The organism is Dokdonella sp. (assembly GCF_036518555.1).
Lineage (GTDB): Bacteria > Pseudomonadota > Gammaproteobacteria > Xanthomonadales > Rhodanobacteraceae > Dokdonella_A.
Genome location: NZ_DATDMY010000051.1, coordinates 1 through 2,608, shown reverse-complemented (window position 1 = coordinate 2,608; position 2,608 = coordinate 1). Strand labels below are relative to the sequence as shown.

Here is a 2,608-nt window from a genome sequence, read left to right as displayed (position 1 = left end):
GCGAGCTTCGCATGCTGCGCGTCGCGCGCCGGATCGGCGACGCGCTCGGCATCGGCGTGCGCACGACCCTGCTGTCCGCGCACGCGCTGCCGCCCGAATACGCGGGACGCCCCGACGACTACATCGCGCTCGTCTGCGACGCGATCCTGCCCGCGGCCGCACGCGAAGGCCTCGCCGATGCGGTCGACGCGTTCTGCGAGAAGATCGCGTTCACGCCCGCACAGACGCGCCGCGTGTTCGAGGCCGCGCGCGCGCTCGGCCTGCGCGTGAAGCTGCACGCCGACCAGTTGTCGGACCTCGGCGGCGCCGCGCTCGCCGCGGAATTCGGCGCGCTGTCGGCCGACCATCTCGAGTGGACGGGCGACGACGGCGTGCGCGCGATGGCCGCGGCGGGCAGCGTCGCGGTGCTGCTGCCGGGCGCGTACTACGCGCTGCGCGAGACGAAGCGGCCGCCGATCGATGCGCTCCGCGCCGCGGGCGTGCCGATCGCCGTCGCGACCGACCTCAACCCGGGCACGTCGCCGCTGCTGTCGCTGCGCCTCGCGATGGGCATGGCCTGCACCTTGTTCCGCCTCACGCCCGAGGAAGCGCTGCGCGGCGCGACCGTCCATGCCGCGCGCGCGCTCGGCCTTGCCGACCGCGGCCGGCTCGCGCGCGGCCTGCGCGCGGACTTCGTCGTCTGGGACGCGGAGCGGCCCGCGGACCTGTGCTACTGGATCGGCGGCTCGCTCGCGCGCGCGATCCACGTCGGCGGCCGCGCGATCGCGCGATGAGCCCTGGCCACGCGGAGAATCCGTTCGACGCGATCGTCGTCGGCGGCGGCGCGGCGGGCCTCATGTGCGCGCTCACCGCGGGCCAGCGCGGCAAGCGCGTGCTCGTGATCGAGCACGCCAATCGCGTCGGCAAGAAGATCCTCATGTCCGGCGGCGGGCGCTGCAACTTCACCAACACGGGCACGACGCCGGCGAACTACCTGTCGGCGAACCCGCACTACTGCAAGTCCGCGCTCGCGCGCTACACGCCCGCGGATTTCATCGCACTCGTCGAGCGCCATCGCATCGCATACCACGAGAAGGAACTCGGCCAGCTGTTCTGCGACGACTCGTCCAAGCAGATCGTGCGCCTGCTGCTCGACGAATGCGCGGCCGGCGGCGTGCGCATCGAGACTTCGTGTTCGATCGAGACCGTGCGCCACGGCGACGGCGGCTTCCATGTCGATACCGGGCGCGGCGTGTTCAGCGCACCCGCGCTCGTCGTCGCGAGCGGTGGCCTGTCGATCCCGAGCATGGGCGCGACCGGCTTCGGCTACGAGCTCGCGCGCCGCTTCGGCCACCGCGTGCTGCCGACGCGCGCGGGCCTCGTGCCGCTCACCCTGTCGGGCAAGCACCAGGAGCGCCTCGCCGACCTCGCCGGTGTCGCCGTGCCGGTCGAAGCGCGCTGCGGTCGAGCGCATTTTCGCAACTTCATGCTGTTCACCCACCGTGGCGTGAGCGGTCCGGCGATCCTGCAGATCTCCTCGTACTGGAACCCCGGCGACGACCTTCGGCTCGACCTCCTCCCCGGCGAGGACGCGTTCGCGTGGCTGCGTGCGCAGCGCGCCGAGCGCGGCGCGAGCGAACTGCGCAGCGTGCTCGCCGAGCGCTTGCCGAAGCGCTTCGCGCACCGCCTGTGCGAGCACTGGCTGCCGGACCGCCCGATGCGCGAGCTCGCCGACGCGCCGTTGCGCGAGATCGCGGCCGTGCTCGCCGCGTGGCCGCTCGTCGCGAGCGGCACCGAAGGCTATCGCACCGCGGAAGTCACGCTCGGCGGCGTCGATACCGACGAACTGTCCTCATCGACGATGCAGTCCAGGCGCGTGCCCGGCCTCTACTTCATCGGCGAAGTCGTCGACGTGACCGGCTGGCTCGGCGGCTACAACTTCCAGTGGGCCTGGGCGTCCGGGCATGCCTGCGGCATGGCGTTGTGAGCTTCGCCAGGAAGAGCAAACGATTGAAACACGAAGGACACAGAGGACACGAAGGAAGAGCGGATATAGGGATCAAGAGGTTGAAACACGGAGCACACGGAGGAAGAGCCGTTGAGTGGATGGGCCTTCTCGCCGTCACTTCTCCGTGCGCTCCGTGTTTCACGGCTCTCTCTTTCCATGCGCCGCGAAGACACCGTCATATCCGCGAAAGCAGGGATCCATTTTGCTCATTGGCCACAACGCAGCGCAGTAGTGCGGATTGGGCGCACGCAGCGCGCCGGATCGGCCGCTTGCGCGGCTTGATCCGGCCTACGTTACTGGCCGCACGGAGAAATTCCTGGCCTGTTCTTCCTCCGTGTGCTCCGTTTTTCGATCTTTGGAATGTCTACGCTTTACCTTCGTGTCCTTCGTGTCCTTCGTGTTTCAGTCTTTCGCTTTTGGAACCGCGGCATCGCGCGGTATAGTCGGAACATGACCTATCTGCTAATCAAGGCGCTCATTTCCGGCGTCATCGTCATGGCGGTGTCGGAAATCGCGCGGCGCAGTCCGTCCTTCGGCGCACTCGTCGTGTCGCTGCCGCTCGTCTCGCTGCTCGCGATCCTCTGGCTCTGGCGCGATACCGGCGACGCCGGGCGCATCGCC

General features: G+C 69.4%; 2 protein-coding genes. Both read left to right on the top strand.

What is annotated here, in order from left to right; genetic code table 11:
* The coding region (gene hutI / locus VI238_RS03190; RefSeq protein WP_331648374.1) for an imidazolonepropionase at positions 1-773 on the top strand (773 nt) is incomplete at its 5' end.
* Positions 770-1,966, top strand: coding sequence for an NAD(P)/FAD-dependent oxidoreductase (locus VI238_RS03185; protein WP_331648372.1), 1,197 nt, complete (start codon positions 770-772; stop codon positions 1,964-1,966). The genes hutI and VI238_RS03185, both read left to right, overlap by 4 nt.
* Positions 1,967-2,608: the final 642 nt, after the last annotated feature.